Origin of the sequence: Shewanella sp. 10N.286.51.B7 (genome assembly GCF_002873615.1) — a bacterium.
GTDB classification, from domain to species: domain Bacteria; phylum Pseudomonadota; class Gammaproteobacteria; order Enterobacterales; family Shewanellaceae; genus Shewanella; species Shewanella electrodiphila.
On record NZ_MCUF01000025.1, the window covers coordinates 18,038 to 36,455 of the forward strand.

The window sequence follows — 18,418 nt, forward strand, 5'->3', positions numbered from 1 at the left end:
GCACCTTTCGGGGTGCTTTTTTTTGGTCTAAGTTTACATGTAAGTGATATATTAAAAGAATGTATCAATAGTGATATTTTATCTGTTCAGTTACCGTCAGGCATGAAGCCTATTTTTTCTTGCAAGGAAACGCCCAAACAAAACGATTCGTCATAAGAGTACTCACATAAAAATGATAAAACGCGTGAACCAGTTTTTTACTATCGTGTTTCTGGCTATTGTTTTTTGCACGCAAGCCGCTGCGGTAAACCTTGTACAGCGACTTTTTGATGCCAAAGATGGACTCGTTGATTACACCATTAATGATATTACGTTTGATGATTACGGTTATGTGTGGCTAGCGACTCAGCAAGGTCTTTATAGAGTCAGCAGTTCAACTGTACGTCGAATAGACCAGCCAGGTAGTGCAGATGCGTTAAATTACGAAAATATCAAATCATTAATCAAAGTGGGCAAGACTCATCTGTTACTCAAAAGTGATATATCACTCACCCTTTATGATATTTCAACAAATCAATTTTATAATCTGCTAATAGACCCTGTTGATAACTTTGATAACGACCCTATTACCAGTCACACCACACTCGCTAATGATAATGTGATGCTATTAACAGAGTCGGGACGTGTGATGACGCTTGATAGCAGCACATTGCAGTTAGATTACGGCCTTGTATTGGATGATACTTTGTCTTGGAATAGCATCAATCATTTACAAGATAATCAAATTATATACTCCAGTACCAATAGGATTGAGCTTAGGAATGCCCTGGGCGAGTTACAATCTAGCATTGATTGGAATGTACCAAATACATCGATTCGTGGTTTATTTATCGACAAAAAACAAAATATTTGGGCATATTCAAACAAAGGCCTTTTTAGCGTTGATTTTACTAACAAAAACATTAGCAAAGTCAGTATTGCCCCATTTAATATCTATCAATTAGTTGAAGATAAGCTCGGTCATTTATGGATGTCGACCACTTCAGGTCTCCTTTCTTGGCAGCCTGATAGTCAAGTGATTAAATCTTATAAAGATGAATTAAAACGTGATTCTGACATTGACTATGTTGATGATATTGCTATCGATGAGCATGGTTTAATTTGGATAGGTGGATCGGGAGAAGGATTAGCTTTATTGGCCCTTAAACCTGATTTTCTATTAGATTATTTCAACAAGGCATCTCCATATAAACTGGTCAATGAAATGATTTGGAGCATCTATGCCGAGGGTGACAAGTTGTGGTTAGGTGGAGATGGAGGACTTAATATTGTTGATAAGCAAGCAGTATCGACGAGCTTATTTTTACCTGATGAGTTTGAAAGCAGTGACTCAGTGTACAGCTCTTCTTCGTTAGATGATAAACACCTTGTATTAGCAACAACCAATGGCCTTTTTGTATATGACAAACAGTCTAATCAAGAAATCGACTTTTCAGAGTTTGCACCTGATAGTAATAACTTAAGGGGAAAGGAACTATTTATTTCATATAATGACCCACAGTTTAATGGTCGTACCTGGTGGGGAACACATAACGAAATTCATTATTGGCAACCTGGTTTTTTGGATATAAGGCAGGTGCCATTATTTACAGGTGACGAGAGGCATTCAAAAACCAAGGTTTCAAGTATATACCGTGATCTAAGCAATAAGCTTTGGGTCGGCGGTAACAAGTACCTAGGCTATCTTGATGAGCAGAACAAGCTAGTGTCTTTGTCTGATATCATTGTCAGTCAATATCCCAATGTCGGCATCAATAATATTCTTCAAGTCGATGATAACCATTTATGGTTAGGCACTTATCAAGAAGGTGTATTGTTATTCAATTTGCAAACCCATGAAATCACTTCATTTAACGATGTATGGAATGTGGAATGTGATACGATTTATTTTTTCGAGAAAACCGCACGTTATAATCTTATTGGTTGTGAAAACAGCTTAATTCGTCAAGATATAAAAAGTGAAGCAATAGAAGTATTTTCTGTTCACGATGGTTTTACTGCATCAGAATTTAATGAAGCAGCCGCGTTTTATGATCCCAAGGCAGGCCTGTATATCGGCAGCCCTGACGGGGCTATGCTAGTCGATGTAGAGAAGTTAGAACATCGCAGCCGTAGTCAACAAATCTCTCTAGAATCAATTTCAGTTTATTACGAAGCAGAAACCGAACTATATCTGCTCGCTGATTCATTTCAAACTGTTCGCCCAGATGCCAAGTTGATTAGTTTCCAAATGACCACGTTTGATTATATTGATACGGCACCAATTAGTATTAAATATCGTTTACGATTAGATGGTTCGAACAAGAAATCGAATTACATTCTGTTGGAAGGCCAAACTCAAATTAATATTGCTGATTTAAGAGCTGGGGCTTATACCCTGGAATTACTTCATAAACAGCAAGGGGTTTGGTCAAGTGAGCCGTTCCAATTTCAATTTACAGTTGATGAATATTGGTGGGCATCACAATGGTTTAAAATGCTGGTGTTGTTCACTATATTATTTATCGCATTTACATCGGTATGGTTACGTCAAAAGCAAGTTCGAAGAGTCATTGGTATTAATAGCGCGTTAAGAGAAAGCGAAGATAAGCTACGCCAGTCTTTAAGAGGCAGTGATTCGGATTTATGGGAGTGGGATAATAATTCAAACCGTATTCATTTTGAGAATCAATCAGGTATTTTAGGTGAAAGACGGCAGTTTTCTTATTTAATTTCTGACTTACCCATTATCGAAGAAGATAAAGACACAGTGAACCAACAATGGATTGGTTTACTCAAAGGTGAACACAATTCAGTGGATGTTGAGTTTCGCTACTATCGAGGTGAGGAGAAGATCGGTTGGCTGCGTATTCGTGGGCGAGTGGTGTCACGCGATGCTGAATCTGGGCAATTAACTAAAGTTGCTGGGATATATACCGAAATTTCGGAGCAGCGAGAACTGCAAAACGAAATAGATCTGTTCGCCAAAGCGTTTGAGAACACGTCAGAAGGTATGTTGATTCTTGATCATGACAAAAAAATCAAAGTGCTCAATAGTGCGGCAAATACGTTATTAACTAGTAGTCATAATCAGTTAATCGGGGCATTTTTTGAGTCATTGATACCCTCACAAAACGAATCTGAAATTATTGATAATTTACTGAAAAGTAAGCGTTCATGGAATGGTGAGCTGACTTTTATTGGCGAGTCTAAGCAGTATTTCCCTGTGTGGGCCAATATTTCTGTCATGCTAGATAAGCAAGGTAATACCCAGCATTATGTGGTGGTTTTCTCTGATATCACAGTCCGCAAACAAAATGAGTTAAACCTTCGTCATTTAGCCAACAACGATATGCTGACTGGTTTAGCAAACCGTTCTATGTTCAATAGCCGATTGAGTGCTATCACACAGCAAGCTCAGCGAACCAATGAAAAATTAGCATTATTGTTTTTAGATTTAGATCGCTTTAAGCATGTGAATGACTCATACGGACATAGTATGGGTGATGCTTTGCTGGTGGAAGCCGCGAAACGATTGCAGCGCAGTGTGGGTGACAATCATTTTGTGTGTCGTTTTGGCGGTGATGAATTTGTGATTTTATTGAGAGATGCCGATGATGTTGATCAAATAAACTTGATCGCTGAAAAGATCCTTCAAGAAATTGGCGCCCCCTTTAAATTATTTGGTCGAGAGTTCTTTGTTTCGACCAGTATTGGGATCAGCATGTGGCCTGAAGACACACTCGATCCTGAAACCCTGATTAAAAATGCTGATTTGGCCATGTATCACGCTAAAGATGAGGGACGAGGCAATTTCCAATATTATTCAGCAGAGCGAAACGCCGAAGCGCAATATCATTTAAGAATTGAATCAGAATTACGTAAGGCATTGGAAAATAATGATCTAGCGCTTTTCTACCAACCACAAATAGATATTCTTCAAGGAGATAAATTTATTGGGATGGAAGCGCTCATTCGTTGGCAACATCCTGAAGATGGATTTATTCGCCCAGATGTTTTTATCAAAGTGGCTGAATCATGTGGATTGATCATTGATATTGATCTTTGGGTGCTAAGACAGGCTTGTACAGACGGCGCACGTTGGTATGCATTGTATGACCAACCTTTTCAATTATCGGTCAATGTATCCGCCGTTCAGTTCAGACAAATTGATTTTATTGACAGTTTGAAAGCGATATTAGAAGACACGGGGATGCCACCTCACTGCTTGGCGATAGAAATCACTGAAGGCGTGCTGATGAAAGAATTACAGGTGGCTGTCTCACATTTAACCAAGCTAAAACAGCTAGGCATTGAAGTGGCAATTGATGATTTTGGTACAGGTTATTCATCTTTGGCTTATTTACGAAATTTTGAAGTGAACACACTTAAGATTGATCGTTCTTTCTTGATCGATATTGCGACAAACGAAGCTGACCAAGCCATTGTAAGCAGTATTATTGAGCTTGCGAGAAATTTAAAGTTACATGTGGTAGCAGAAGGTATCGAGTCAAATGAGCAAATGGAGCAAGTGTTTAGCCGTGGCTGTTATATCATTCAAGGCTATTACTTTGCCAAACCTATGCCGCGAGAACAGCTAGATGCCTTTATTGGTATAACAGAAACAAGCTCAACTGGGATAGACGTAATTGATGCTGAATAACATTGAAATTCAAACTCGAAAACGACTTAATGAAAATACTAACTGTTAATTTAGTGTTTAAAAGGTTTTATTAATGTTGGGGTTTCTTTGTTAGAATGGCGCCGATAATAACTTTAAGAAAGGGATCCTTTATATGGGGCGCAAAATCACACTGCTAATGTTACTGAGTATAGTACTGAGTATGGTCATAAGTATGGCTTATGCTCAAGAACGACCTTCAGTCGGATTAGTATTAAGTGGTGGTGGAGCAAAAGGGTCTGCTCATATTGGCGTGCTTAAAGTACTAGAGAAAAACCGCATCCCGGTGGATTATGTCACGGGTACCAGTATTGGCTCCTATGTCGGTGGTATGTATGCACTGGGTTATACCGCCACTGAAATTGAAGACATCATGCTTAACTCTCCATGGGCAGAAGGTTATTCAGATACCATTCCCCGTGAAGACCTTTCATTTCGAGACAAACAACACCGCGATAAATTCAATATCCCCATTAACGTAGGTTATAAAGATGGCGGCCTTGCTGCGCCCAGTGGCTTGTTACGAGGCCAGACTATGTCGCAGTTATTGCGTGACTCAACCGATTTGGTTGAACAGTTTGGCGACTTCGACGACTTAGCTATTCCGTTTCGCGCCGTGGCCACTGACTTAACGACCAGCCATGCTGTGATATTAGCAAAAGGCAGTATTGTCAAAGCCATGCAAGCTTCAGCGACCGTTCCTGGCGCACTTCAACCTGCTGAGATAGATGGTAAATTATTGGTTGATGGCGGTATATCCAACAATATGCCTATCGATGTGATTAAAGCGATGGGCGCCGATGTTGTGATAGCGATTGATATTGGCTCACCATTGGCCTCTAAAGAAGAACTGGATAGCACGATAGCGGTACTTGAACAGCTATCGACTATTCTGACCATGGCCACGACTCAACATCAGAAGACATTACTGGTTGAAGGTGATGTGCTTATTCGTCCTGCCATTGATGATATGAGCACCACTGATTTTGAAATTATGCCTCAGGCATTAGAAGCGGGTCGAATAGCAGGTGAAGCAGCATTGCCAATGCTGGCTCATTTAGGCGTCAGTGAGAAAGAGTATCAGCAATATCAAGCTGATAAAAAACAAATCAAAAACCGACTAGTGAATCAAGTTAACCGTCCTGCTACGCAAATCGTATTCGTCAATGATTCCAAGGTTAGTGAGCGATTGTTACGTGAGGAGTTGAACCTTAAAGAAGGTGAGGTTATCACCAAAGAAGCATTAGAGGCTGGAGTAAAGCGGCTATATTCATTGAATAAGTTCGAGCGTGTTGATGCTGAATTTGAAGACACTGAAGAAGGACGCATACTAACCATCAATACACATGCTAAATCTTGGGGACCGAATTATTTTGATGTTGGCTTTAATTGGGAAGATGACTTTACGTTAGACTCAGCGATAACCTTAAGCTTAGCCTACACCATGGGTGAACTGACTAATAATGGTGGAGAATGGCGCAATGAAGTGCAGTTAGGGTACGAGAAACGTATTAGTACTGAATTTTATCAGCCGTTCAGTAAAGACCAAGATTACTACGGCCGTGTTCATTATGAATATGAAATCAAAGATTGGGATTTCTACGATGGCAATGAACGAGAGTATGAACTAAAAAACGCCTTACATCAGTTTGCGGTTGGCGTAGGTTACAATTATTCCCATGCAGGCTTAATTGAATTAGGTGCCGTGGGAGAAGCCGGTACTTTATCAAACCGTGCCGTGTCGCAAATCGATTTGGATTACAAGTCGAAAGGGGGTTACTTCATGGCAACCTTCGATACGCTAAATAGCATTAGTTTCCCAACCGAAGGACAGCGTCTCACATTTAAAGCATCAGTTCGTGATGAAGAATATAAAGGCGCCATAATCGAAGATTCCGGTGAGCTATCATGGCACTACGAAGCAGATTGGAAAGGTGCGTTAAAGCTAGGTAATCACGCTATTGTGGGCAAGGTAGAGCTTGCAACCGTTGATGTGGACAGAGAGTTTACATTACATGTCTCTGAGCTTGGTGGCTTTTTAAACTTATCGGGGTATCACAAAGGCGCATTAGCTGGGGCACATAAAGCATTTGGTGCGTTAATTTATCAATATGACTTAGGACGTGATGTATTACTGTCAGATGTTCCTTTATACCTTGGTACCAGTTTCGAAGGCGGTAATGTCTGGGTTAATAGAGATAATGTAGATTTAGATGATCTGATTTATGCTGGCAGTTTATATCTTGGTACAGACACTAGCTGGGGGCCTGCAGCCTTGGGCGTGGGCTTTACTGACACGGGTGAACAAGCATTCTATCTATTCATCGGTAAAAACTTCTAACCGTTAAATAGCATCATAAAAAAAGCTGCCATAGGGCAGCTTTTTTTATGATGTAAATACCAGTATCACCCGAGTACCTCAGTTAATAAGCCGAGATGCTCGAGTTGATGGTGACCAATTTGCCAGCGAGATTGCTGGGCAAGTTCAGCTGCTGGTATAGCCACCGTTTGCATTGAAGCGGCTCTTGCGGCGATTAAGCCATTGAATGAGTCTTCTATCGCCAAACAATTCGCCGGAGAAATACCCAGTGCATTCGCGCAGTTAAGATATACCTCAGGATGCGGCTTACCGTATTGCAGGTTTTCAGCAGACTCTATCGCCATGAAGTAATTTTTAATGCCTAATTTTCTCATGACTGCTTCAATTAAATCGGATGACGAAGATGTCGCCAGCCCAATCTTAAGCTGCTTTTGCTGGCATAACTTTAAGGCTTCAACGACACCTCGCATCGGTTCGCCTTCAGTTTCGATAAAGGCGACGACCTTATCAATAATCTGCTGAGCGACGTGCTGATTGTCATAGTTAGGCCAAGGGTGTCTTTGATACCAGTAATTAACGACAGCATCGATTCTCAAGCCTGTTGTTACCTCTGCATCCACCAAATTAATTGGTACACCAAATTGATTCATTACTGCGACTTCAGCTTGTTGCCACGCAGGCTCAGTGTCGATAATTATGCCATCCATATCAAAAATAACGGCCTCTATTGGAGTGGAACTCATGACGAACCCTTTTGTTAATTGAATAAACATTCAATAAGCTTGAATAAGTAATCTTTAGAGTCTGATAACTCTATATCTGTACAAAGACTATGCAGAATAGCAAAAAAAATAGCAAAAAATCATCTATGTTATTCAATTGCTTTGTAGGATTAATTTAAATCCTGTGAGACTATTAAGCTGATGAATTAAATCATTTTTTTTGTTGTTTAAAACTATTGTCTAATTTTATTTGTTTAAAGTGGCTGTTAAATTGTGCTGCGAGCTAAAAATTAGCATCGATTTCGTCTCCATTAGAGTGTGATCTAATTCATACTTTTGCAAACCTGTAGTATACTACGGGTCGGATTTCAAGCCCGAACCTGTGGAATGGTCATTTTTTATGTTTTTCATAGACAATGACGTTCAGTTTCGCTGTTAGGCGCCAAACAAAGAGGAATGTTGCCGTGCTAGAAGCATATCGTAAACACGTCGCAGAACGTGCTGCAGAGGGTGTTGTCCCTAAGCCATTAGATGCACAACAAGTGGCTGAATTAGTGAAGTTAGTTGAGACTCCGCCTGCTGGTGAAGAGGCCGTAATTCTTGACTTATTAGAGAATCGTATTCCCCCTGGTGTTGATGAAGCTGCGTATGTTAAAGCGGCATTCTTAGATGCAGTTGCAAAAGGCACTGTATCGTCACCAATTCTATCTACTGAGCGTGCTACTGAACTACTTGGTACTATGCAAGGTGGTTACAACATTGAGCCGCTTATCGCTCAATTAGATAATGATGCACTTGCGCCAATCGCAGTGACTGCATTATCAAATACCCTATTAATGTTTGATGCTTACCACGACGTGGTAGAAAAAATGCAAGCAGGCAACGCATTTGCTAAGCAAATCGTTACTTCTTGGGCTGAAGCTGAATGGTTCTTAAACCGTCCAAAACTTGCAGACAAAGTATCACTTACCGTATTTAAAGTATCAGGCGAGACAAACACAGATGACTTGTCTCCTGCTCCTGATGCTTGGTCACGTCCAGACATCCCGTTACACGCTTTAGCGATGCTAAAGAATGCGCGTGAAGGCATCGTACCTGATGCTGCTGGCACAGTGGGTCCAATCAAAGAAATTGAAGCACTTAAAAACAAAGGCAACCCACTCGTTTACGTGGGTGATGTTGTTGGTACGGGTTCTTCACGTAAATCAGCGACTAACTCAGTATTATGGTTCATGGGTGATGATATCCCTTATGTACCAAACAAACGTGCTGGTGGTTTCTGTTTAGGTGGCAAAATCGCACCCATCTTCTTTAACACTATGGAAGATGCTGGCGCATTACCAATCGAGCTAGACGTAAGCAAAATGGAAATGGGCGATGTTATCGACATTTATCCATATGAAGGCGTTGTTAAGCGTGGTGGCACTGATGAAGTCATCTCTACGTTTGAGCTGAAAACCGACGTGCTACTTGATGAAGTTCGTGCTGGTGGCCGTATTCCACTGATCATTGGTCGTGGCTTAACAGACCGTGCTCGTGAAACGTTAGGTCTTGCTGTTTCTGAAGTATTTGTTCGCCCACAAGATGTTGCTGCGTCTAGCAAAGGTTATACCCTTGCACAAAAGATGGTCGGTAAAGCATGTGGCGTAACAGGCGTTCGTCCAGGTCAGTATTGTGAGCCTAAGATGACCTCTGTTGGTTCTCAAGATACCACAGGTCCTATGACGCGTGATGAACTTAAAGATTTAGCATGTTTAGGCTTCAGCGCCGATTTAACTATGCAGTCTTTCTGTCACACCGCTGCATATCCAAAACCAATTGATGTGAATACACATCAAACACTACCTGATTTCATCATGAATCGTGGCGGTGTTGCACTTCGTCCAGGTGACGGGGTTATTCACTCTTGGTTAAACCGTATGCTACTGCCTGATACTGTAGGTACTGGTGGTGATTCACATACGCGTTTCCCAATTGGTATTTCTTTCCCTGCGGGTTCTGGCTTAGTGGCTTTCGCTGCTGCAACAGGTGTAATGCCTCTTGATATGCCTGAATCAATTTTGGTTCGCTTTAAAGGTGAGATGCAACCAGGTATCACATTACGTGACCTTGTACATGCTATCCCGCATAAAGCAATTGAAATGGGTTTATTAACGGTTGAGAAAAAAGGCAAAATTAATGCTTTCTCTGGCCGAGTATTAGAAATTGAAGGTCTAGAGCACCTTAAAGTTGAGCAAGCATTCGAATTGTCTGATGCTTCTGCTGAACGTAGTGCTGCTGGTTGTACTATTAAGCTAGACAAAGATCCTATCATTGAATACTTAAACTCTAACATCGTGATGTTGAAGTGGATGATCTCTGAAGGTTACGGCGATCGTCGTACGATTGAGCGTCGTATCAAAGGTATGGAAGAGTTCATCGCGAACCCTGAGCTAATGAGCGCTGATAGTGATGCAGAATATGCAGAAGTTATCGAAATCGATTTAGCTGACATCAAAGAGCCTATCCTTTGTGCACCAAACGATCCAGATGATGCAGTATTATTATCATCTGTTGTTGATACCAAAATTGACGAAGTCTTCGTTGGTTCTTGTATGACTAACATCGGTCATTTCCGTGCTACAGGTAAGATGCTTGATAAATTTGCAACAACGCTACCAACTCGCTTGTGGATTGCTCCACCAACGAAGATGGATAAAGACCAATTAACTGAAGAAGGTTATTACGCCATCTTTGGTCGTGTTGGTGCGCGTATCGAGATCCCAGGTTGTTCATTATGTATGGGTAACCAAGCACGTGTTGCTGAGAACTCAACAGTTGTGTCAACTTCAACACGTAACTTCCCGAACCGTTTAGGTACTGGTGCTAACGTATACTTAGCTTCTGCTGAGTTAGCTGCCGTAGCTGCACTATTGGGTCGTTTACCTTCTCCAGCAGAGTATCAAGAATACGCGAAAGAGTTAGATGCAACAGCAGCTGACACTTACCGTTACTTGAACTTTAATGAGATTGAGTCTTACACCAAGAAAGCTGACAGCGTGATTTTCCAAGCTGCAGTTTAATCTTTAATAAGATGACTTACGTTTAAAAGCGTAAACTGAAAAATGCCAGCGATTAAGCTGGCATTTTTGTGTCTGGGGTTTGGGTTTTGTAGGGTGGTAGCTTGCTGCTGGGTAAAATGTCCAAACTACGTTTGGAAAAAGTCGTGGGTTATCCACCCACACCCGACTAAGAGGGGAAACAACAGCAATCCCCCTCTTGGCCAGTGCAGGATGGAATCCTGCGATTTTAATCCAAACTGAATTTGGAAATCACAACTTAAGAATACTTAATATTCATATCAATTAATGGCTCACGAGAACCTTTCTCTGCACGTAAACGGGCTAAATAACGTTCCCAGATCTCTACTTGATGGGTGCCAAATTCATGCAATAATTTCCATGAGAATAAGCCTGTGTCATGGCCGTCATCAAAAATGATTTTTACCGCATAGTTGCCTACTGGTTCAATACCCTTGATGTTTACGGCTTTTTTGTGGGTGACTAAAATCGGATTACCATGGCGCTGCACTTCTGCAGACGGAGAGTTAACTCTTAGCATTTCACAAGTGATGTTAAAGACATCACCGTTATCAAAAGTAACCTCAAGTAACTTTGATTTACGCTTTAACTTTAGATTAGTAACAACTGGGCTTTTGTCTTGCTGGCTCATGAAATAGCTCTCTTTTAAGATGCTGTCAGCAACAGTTAAGTTAGCTTGCTGGCAATGATAGACAATAAAAAAGGTGATAGGCCATTGTGGCACTAATCACCTTTATTTTGCTAATCCTGTCGATGCTAAATTAGTTTTAGATCACAGAACGTTTTAGCTTACTGAAAAAGTAAATTCAAGCAGCGCTTAAAGAATAAAGCGGCTTAAGTCTTCATCTTCAACCAAGGTATCTAGATGATCTGTTACATAAGCTTCGTCAATCACAAAGGTGCTGCCAGACTTCTCTGATGCATCGTATGAGATTTCTTCCATCAGCTTTTCCATTACGGTATGAAGACGACGTGCACCGATGTTTTCAGTGGTCTCATTAACCTGCCAAGCGGCATGGGCAATTTTTTCAATACCTGATTCAGCAAACTCAACTTTAACGCCTTCAGTACCCATCAGTGCAACGTATTGCTCGGTTAACGAAGCGTGTGGCTCAGTTAAGATACGTTTAAAGTCATCAGCAGTTAATGCGCTAAGCTCAACACGAATAGGTAAACGACCTTGAAGCTCTGGGATCAAATCAGATGGTTTTGACATCTGGAAAGCACCAGAAGCAATAAACAAGATATGATCAGTTTTCACCATGCCGTGTTTAGTGGTAACGGTACAGCCTTCAATTAATGGCAGTAAGTCACGTTGCACACCTTCACGTGATACATCAGGACCTGAACTTTCGCCGCGCTTACAAATTTTGTCGATTTCATCTAAGAATACAATACCGTTTTGTTCAACCAAATCGATAGCTTGTTCTTTCATGTCTTCTTGGTTGACTAGTTTGGCGGCTTCTTCTTCGATAAGTAGCTTAAAGGCTTCTTTAATTTTCACCTTCTTGCGGTTTTCTTTAGTCTGGCCCATATTTTGGAACATACTTTGAAGCTGGTTAGTCATTTCTTCCATGCCAGGAGGAGACATAATTTCAACGCCAACTTGTGGTGCTGCTAAATCAATATCAATCTCTTTATCGTCTAGCTGGCCTTCACGTAATTTTTTACGGAAAATTTGACGAGTATTTGAGTCATCTTTTTGCTCAGTATTCCAGTCATCTTTTGGCTTTGGTAGCAAGACATCTAGGATACGTTCTTCAGCAAGTTCTTCTGCGCGGTGACGGCCTTTTTTCATTTGCTGTTCGCGTGTCATCTTGATGGCTGAATCCGTTAAGTCACGGATGATTTGTTCAACTTCTTTACCGACATAACCCACTTCAGTAAATTTAGTGGCTTCAACTTTAATGAAAGGCGCGTTAGCAAGTTTTGCTAAACGACGTGCAATTTCAGTTTTACCGACACCAGTTGGGCCAATCATTAAGATGTTTTTTGGCGTCACTTCTTGACGAAATGATGCTTCAAGTTGCATGCGTCTCCAGCGGTTACGCAAAGCAACAGCAACTGAACGTTTTGCATTTTGTTGACCAATGATGTGCGAGTCTAATTCGTGGACAATCTCGCGAGGGGTCATTTCAGACATAAATAATTCCTTACGTTCAATTTAGTAGTCGATTTGCTCAACCGTTTTGTGTTGGTTGGTATATACGCAAATATCACCAGCAATGGTGAGTGACTTTTCAGCAATTTCTCGCGCTGACAAGTCAGTGTTTTGTAGTAATGCTAAAGCAGATGCATGGGCGAAATTACCACCTGAACCAATAGCAATTAAGTCATGCTCAGGTTGTACCACATCACCGTTACCAGTAATGATTAATGATTCTTTAGTATCTGCAACAATTAGCATGGCTTCTAGGTTGCGAAGCATTTTGTCGGTACGCCAATCTTTAGCCAGTTCGACTGCTGATTTTAATAAGTGGCCTTGATGCATTTCGAGCTTGGTTTCAAAGCGCTCAAAAAGAGTAAATGCATCAGCTGTCCCGCCAGCAAAGCCAGCGATTACTTTATTTTGGTATAAGCGACGCACTTTACGCGCATTGCCTTTCATGACGGTATTGCCGAGGGAAACTTGGCCATCACCAGCGATGACAACTTGATTATTGCGGCGAACAGAAACGATAGTAGTCACGGTAAATCCTCTTAACGACGGCAGCAGTAAAATTGAGTCTGCTGCTGGTTGATAAAACAGATATGGGGATGGTTAGAATAAATTCAAGGGATAAAAAAAGCGCTTACGTCAGTAAGCGCTTTTTAAAGCTGCATTTGCTTAAATAATCATAGAATATTTGAAATTAATATTCCCACAACCAGATCTGGCAGCCATTTATGCCTGCACGTTGCAGTTTATGCCTTGCACGTTCAGCGGCGCGTTTTGACTCAAATGGGCCAAGAATGACTTTATGCCAAACGCCTGTAGTACCTTGAGTCGCTCTTACTTGGGCTTCAAGACCTTGAAAAGCAATCATGGCTTTCATTTCTTCAGCGGGTTCGAGCTTTCTGAATGAAGCGCACTGCATTTGATATGGGCCTTTAGACTTGAGTGCGTCTTCAGGTACGTCGATATCAATGCTTTTGTTTGCTAATTCTTCTAAGTAAGTCCACTCTTCCGTTGGTTTTGGTGGAAGGGCATTAGGATCTTTCTTAGCAGGTTTAGATACCGGCTTTTCAACTGTTTTAGTCGCTGGAGTCACCTGTTCAGTGGCATTGTCTGAACTACCATTAATAGACCATAAAAAGTAACCAAAACCAACAACCAGTGCAATAACAATAAAGGTCGGCAAATATGGAATAGAACGCTGTTGCTGCGCTTTTTTTCCTCTAGATGCCGGACGCTTTTTAGGACTAGGCTTTTTATTAGCGTAATCTCTGCTCATGTTACATACGCTCTAGCGTTTCGATACCTAACAGAGATAACCCTGTTTTTAGTGTCTTAGCGGTAAGTTGCGATAATAGTAAACGGCTTTGCTTTTGCTCTTCAGTTTCAGCAGCAAGAACTGGGCAAGCTTCATAGAAACTTGAGAACTCACTGGCTAGCTCATAGACATAAGCACACATCACGTGAGGTAAGCCCTTTTCGGTCATGCGGGTTAACACTTCACCAAACTGAGCAAGCTTAGTGCCAAGCTCTTTTTCTTTATCGTGTTCAAGTACGATTTTAGCTTGGCTCAAGTCTATGTTTTCAGCTCGTTTGAAAATACCAGCGACACGAGTGTAGGCATAAAGTAAGTAAGGCGCGGTATTGCCTTCAAAGCTGAGCATTTGTTCAAAGCTAAAGATGTAGTCACTGCTGCGGTTCTTAGAAAGGTCAGCGTATTTCACTGAGCTAATACCAACTACGCGGGCGATTTCTAATAGTGTGGCTTCATCCATATCTGGATTCTTGCTACGGACTAGTTCGATTGCACGGGTATTGGCTTCATCAAGTAGGTCAACAAGCTTAACAACACCACCACTACGAGTTTTAAATGGACGGCCATCGGGGCCATTCATAGTACCAAAACCTGTATGCTCTAATGATAAACCTTCACGAACAAATCCAGCGGTTTTAGCAAGCTTGAACACTTGTTGGAAATGCAGTGCTTGGCGTAAATCGACAAAATATAAAGCGCGATCGGCTTTTAATACATTTGAGCGGTAACGCATAGCGGCTAAGTCAGAGGTGGCGTATAAGTAACCGCCATCTGCTTTTTGAATAATGACAGGTAACGGTTCACCTTCTTTAGTGCGGAATTCTTCTTGGAATACCACTTTGGCGCCATTACTTTCACTGAGTAAGCCTTTAGCATCGAGGTCGTTAACCACTTGCTCAAGGTCTGCGTTGTATGCACTTTCACCGTGTACGTCAGCGCGAGTTAAGCTCACCCCTAAACGCTCATATACCTCATGACAATGATGCAGTGAGATATCGTTAAATTCTTGCCATAACTTATTGCAGTACTCATCACCTGATTGTAATGAAACAACGAGGTTACGCGCACGAGTGGCGAACTCTTCTGACTCATCAAAGCGGACTTTAGCAGCACGGTAAAAAGTTTCTAGGTCTGAAAGTTCAAGTTCAGCTTGCTCACCGTTGGCTGCACGTAATTCTTCCATATAGGCTAATAACATGCCGAATTGGGTGCCCCAATCGCCAACATGGTTTTGACGTATCACGTCATGACCTAAAAATTCCAGTGCACGAACGACACTGTCACCAATGATGGTTGAGCGTAAGTGACCTACGTGCATTTCTTTGGCAAGATTTGGTGAAGAGTAATCTACAACGATGGTTTGTTTAGTCGGCAATGTCACGCCTAAAGTATCATCGTTAAGTGCATCTTGTAGTTGATTGGCCAGTGCGTTTTCATCAATAAAGAAGTTAATAAACCCTGGGCCTGCGATTTCAACTTTAGCGACATGGCTAGAAGCAGGTAAATTGTCGATGATTAATTGGGCAATATCGCGGGGATTCTTTTTAGCGACTTTTGTCAGCATCATCGCCAAGTTAGTGGCTAAATCTCCATGAGTTTTATCTTTAGTTCGCTCCACCTGAATACGAGCCTGAAAATCAGCTGGGACAAGGCCTTGTTGCTTGAAAGATTCGATGGTTTGTTCTAGTAAAGATGCAATATGTGATTTCATGGGCGTTTATTAGCACTGACTTAAAGTGAAAGACTGGGGTAACCGACTATTTTAGCCGCTATTGCTATGCAATTGCTATCTCGAAGAGTCAATTATTCGAGATTTTTTTGATTTGAAATAAATAGCAGCATAATCGGCTGATTTTGCATTACGAGCTATGTTGCAATAAGGCCGATGTTGGCAAAGCGAGCGAAGCTGCCATAAGAGGTATGCTGCAACAATATTACATCAAATCTTGTGGATCTCTGTCGATGCTCCAGCGGCAGCGTTTGCTTTCTGTGAGCGCTTCGATTTGCGGTAAAATTTGCTCAAACTCCTGCTGCAAACGTTGACGGTTTTTAGCTTGAAACAATAATTGACGGCGATATTTTCCCGCTTTGCGATCAAGTGGTGCTGGCATGGGCCCAATGACTTCAAAATCTTTATCTTGGGGTAATAAATTCGCCACTTGTTGCAAAAAATTGTCGGCATCTTCAGCTAAGTGGGCATCAGCGCGAAGCAGTACCATGTGCCAAGCTGGTGGAAGTAACGCTTGTTGGCGCTCTTCTAGCTGAGCTCGGGCAAATTTCCCATAACCGTTTTTGAGTAAGTCATGCAAAATAGGGTTTTCGCTTTGGTGGGTTTGCAGTAATACTTTTCCGGGTTTGTCTGCACGACCTGCACGGCCTGATACTTGAGTATAGAGCTGAGCAAAACGCTCCGGTGCTCTAAAATCGGCACTAAACAATGCCCCATCAACATCCATTAAACCGACCAATGTGACATCAGGAAAGTGATGTCCTTTGGCTAGCATTTGGGTGCCGACTAATATTTTATACTCACCTTTTAAAATGCTATTAAGCTGCTTTTCTAATGAGCCTTTTTTACGGGTGGTATCACGATCTATTCGCACCACTGGGTATTGCGGAAACTCTTGCTCAAGAGCTTGTGCCAGTTGCTCCGTGCCTGTTCCGTGCCCCATTAACATCGTACTGCCACACTCATGACACTGGTGTGGGATAGCATATTGATTACCGCAATGGTGACAGCAAATCTCATTTAAACCCTGATGCACAGTAAAGAAAGCGTCACAACGATCGCACTCGTGTAAATGGCCACATTCATGACATAAAAGTGCAGGGGAAAATCCGCGGCGATTTAGAAACAGTAAGACTTGATTGCCTGCATCAAGGTGCATACGCATCTCGTTAATCATCGAGGCTGACATGCCTGACTTTAGCGGTTGGGAGCGGATATCAATGATACCTTGCTTAACCTTTTGAGCTGCGCCTGCTCGTTCTGCGAGTTCAAGGTGGGTGTATCGCCCTGAAATGGCATTTTGTAAGGTTTCTAGCGATGGGGTCGCCGAGCCAAGTATCACTTGTACTTTTTCTAAGTGACCACGCATAACCGCGAGGTCACGGGCATGATAACGCACACCTTCTTGTTGTTTGAAGCTGCTGTCATGTTCTTCATCGAGAATAATCAGCCCAGGATACGCCATTGGCGTAAATAACGCTGAGCGAGTACCAATGATAATTGCCGCTTCACCACAGCGAGCCTGTCGCCAAGCTTCGAGGCGTTGGTTATCAGTTAGCGCCGAGTGAATAACGGCAATAGTGACATCAAAACGACGCTTAAAACGGTTAATCGTTTGCGGAGTTAAGCCGATTTCAGGCACTAAAATAAGTGCCTGTTTACCTTGTTTTAAAATGGTTTCTAAAATCGACAAATAGACTTCTGTTTTACCTGAACCAGTGATACCTTCAAGTAAGCTGCAATGAAACCCTTTTTGTTGATTTAACACTGAAACAGCAACGGCTTGTTGTTTGTTGAGCTTTAAGGGCGTTTCAGTCATATTAAGTTGTTCACGCCAACTTAAATCGGTTTCATTAACGACGAGCTGACGCTCAACCCAGCCTTTATCTTCAAGGGCTTTTAGAGCCACTTTACTGAGTTCTTGGGTGGTGAAGTCATCTTGGCTAATGGATGATTGCTGGAGTAATTCAAACAGCTTTTTTTGTGCTGGTGCACGTTTTAACACGCTAATGTCGACAGCCTTACCTGCATCATTAAGACTAAAAAAAGTGACGGTTTGTGGTTGAGCACTTAAGCCTTTACGTAATGCAACGGGCAGTGCCTGACTGAGCATTTGCCCTTGACTGGCAAAGTAATATCGTGCAGCCCACAAGGTCAACTTATAAAGCGACTCAGGCAGTAAGGGGTTTGTGTCCAGTAGCTCAGAAAAAGGTTTAATCTTATTGGCTGGTACGTCGCACTCTTGTTTAATCGCAGTGATTAAGCCTACAAGTTGTTGTCTACCAAAAGGAACTTTTACCCGCAGTCCAAGCTGTATTTGTGATACGTTGGATTCAGGAACTTGGTAACTAAAGGTTTGCCGCATTGGAACGGGCAGAGCAACCTCAACAAACACAGGCATAATTCATCATCATTAAGAATTGAGAAGGTCTAGTTT

At 41.8% G+C, this 18,418-nt stretch carries 10 protein-coding genes; 3 read left to right on the forward strand and 7 right to left on the reverse strand.

Annotation, left to right across the window (positions count from 1 at the left end):
- Window positions 1–184 precede the first annotated feature (184 nt).
- Window positions 185–4,642, forward strand: coding sequence for an EAL domain-containing protein (locus tag BCU84_RS07250; RefSeq protein ID WP_198589545.1), 4,458 nt, complete (start codon window positions 185–187; stop codon window positions 4,640–4,642).
- Between the two features lie 133 nt (window positions 4,643–4,775).
- A complete protein-coding gene (locus BCU84_RS07255; protein WP_241906380.1) occupies window positions 4,776–7,001 on the forward strand; it encodes a patatin-like phospholipase family protein in 2,226 nt (741 codons plus the stop codon).
- 65 nt (window positions 7,002–7,066) lie between these two features.
- Here BCU84_RS07255 and hxpB read toward each other — a convergent pair whose 3' ends face one another.
- Window positions 7,067–7,723: a hexitol phosphatase HxpB gene (hxpB, locus tag BCU84_RS07260; RefSeq protein WP_102527419.1), complete on the reverse strand. Its 657-nt coding sequence runs from the start codon at window positions 7,721–7,723 to the stop codon at window positions 7,067–7,069.
- A 443-nt stretch (window positions 7,724–8,166) separates the two neighbouring features.
- On the opposite strand from hxpB, the gene acnB reads away from it, so the two are divergent.
- Window positions 8,167–10,764, forward strand: coding sequence for a bifunctional aconitate hydratase 2/2-methylisocitrate dehydratase (gene acnB / locus BCU84_RS07265; RefSeq protein ID WP_102527420.1), 2,598 nt, complete (start codon window positions 8,167–8,169; stop codon window positions 10,762–10,764).
- A gap of 256 nt (window positions 10,765–11,020) precedes the next feature.
- Here acnB and BCU84_RS07270 read toward each other — a convergent pair whose 3' ends face one another.
- The 6 genes from BCU84_RS07270 to priA all read right to left on the reverse strand — a co-directional run bounded on the left by BCU84_RS07270 (window position 11,021) and on the right by priA (window position 18,382).
- Window positions 11,021–11,413, reverse strand: a complete 393-nt coding sequence (locus tag BCU84_RS07270; protein WP_102527495.1) for a gamma-butyrobetaine hydroxylase-like domain-containing protein — start codon at window positions 11,411–11,413, stop codon at window positions 11,021–11,023.
- Window positions 11,414–11,599: 186 nt separating this feature from the next.
- Complete coding sequence (gene hslU / locus BCU84_RS07275; RefSeq protein WP_102527421.1) at window positions 11,600–12,925, reverse strand: ATP-dependent protease ATPase subunit HslU; 1,326 nt, start codon at window positions 12,923–12,925, stop codon at window positions 11,600–11,602.
- 21 nt (window positions 12,926–12,946) lie between these two features.
- A complete protein-coding gene (gene hslV / locus BCU84_RS07280; RefSeq protein WP_102527422.1) occupies window positions 12,947–13,471 on the reverse strand; it encodes an ATP-dependent protease subunit HslV in 525 nt (174 codons plus the stop codon).
- A gap of 163 nt (window positions 13,472–13,634) precedes the next feature.
- A complete protein-coding gene (locus BCU84_RS07285; RefSeq protein ID WP_102527423.1) occupies window positions 13,635–14,216 on the reverse strand; it encodes an SPOR domain-containing protein in 582 nt (193 codons plus the stop codon).
- A 1-nt stretch (window position 14,217) separates the two neighbouring features.
- Complete coding sequence (gene argS / locus BCU84_RS07290; RefSeq protein ID WP_102527424.1) at window positions 14,218–15,963, reverse strand: arginine--tRNA ligase; 1,746 nt, start codon at window positions 15,961–15,963, stop codon at window positions 14,218–14,220.
- A gap of 223 nt (window positions 15,964–16,186) precedes the next feature.
- Window positions 16,187–18,382: a primosomal protein N' gene (gene priA / locus BCU84_RS07295; protein ID WP_102527425.1), complete on the reverse strand. Its 2,196-nt coding sequence runs from the start codon at window positions 18,380–18,382 to the stop codon at window positions 16,187–16,189.
- Between the last annotated feature and the right edge of the window lie 36 nt (window positions 18,383–18,418).

Bases quoted from the DNA above. Each gene is read 5' to 3' on its own strand.
- BCU84_RS07270 (WP_102527495.1), bottom strand. From the start codon at position 11,413: ATGAGCCAGCAAGACAAAAGCCCAGTTGTTACTAATCTAAAGTTAAAG.
- priA (WP_102527425.1), bottom strand. From the start codon at position 18,382: ATGCCTGTGTTTGTTGAGGTTGCTCTGCCCGTTCCAATGCGGCAAACC.
- hxpB (WP_102527419.1), bottom strand. From the start codon at position 7,723: ATGAGTTCCACTCCAATAGAGGCCGTTATTTTTGATATGGATGGCATA.
- BCU84_RS07285 (WP_102527423.1), bottom strand. From the start codon at position 14,216: ATGAGCAGAGATTACGCTAATAAAAAGCCTAGTCCTAAAAAGCGTCCG.
- hslU (WP_102527421.1), bottom strand. From the start codon at position 12,925: ATGTCTGAAATGACCCCTCGCGAGATTGTCCACGAATTAGACTCGCAC.
- argS (WP_102527424.1), bottom strand. From the start codon at position 15,963: ATGAAATCACATATTGCATCTTTACTAGAACAAACCATCGAATCTTTC.
- BCU84_RS07255 (WP_241906380.1), top strand. From the start codon at position 4,776: ATGGGGCGCAAAATCACACTGCTAATGTTACTGAGTATAGTACTGAGT.